This window comes from Staphylococcus sp. 231237_7MaSpsaltlick, from assembly GCF_043107035.1.
Map to the genome: position 1 here is coordinate 1 of NZ_JBICNX010000395.1, position 431 is coordinate 431.

The window sequence follows — 431 nt, forward strand, 5'->3', positions numbered from 1 at the left end:
CATGTTGACCAATTCAAGCACCTACTTGTTTTTTAAAATTTCCCATCCATTTATAACACCAAAAAATTCAGATGGAATCTCTTTGCTTTGATACTTTTCTTCAAGTAATACTATCCTACTCTCTTCTTTCCAAATATATGCTGCTGTAAATTCATAATCATCAATTTGTACTATTCCTTCAAGGTAATCAGGCTCTGTGTAACCCTCATTTAAAAAGTAACTTGAGGTTGCAATTCCTAAGTCTATTAAAGTATTCCAATTACCATACGTATTTTCTTCACCATTTTTCACAATTTTAACTTTATGCTCTTGTTTATTATTATGGAAATTTATTTCTTTAAACCAATCGAAATAATTTCTAATACAAACATTAGAATCTAAAACAAACACAAACTCTCTATCTAAAAAACAATTTCTATAAGAACAACTTG

Annotated in this window: 1 protein-coding gene; it reads right to left on the reverse strand. The window is 28.3% G+C overall.

Annotated elements, in window-relative coordinates:
• Positions 1–21: 21 nt before the first annotated feature.
• Positions 22–431, reverse strand: a 410-nt coding sequence (locus ACF91D_RS32060) for a hypothetical protein (RefSeq protein WP_392438750.1), incomplete at its 5' end; no start/stop codon positions are given.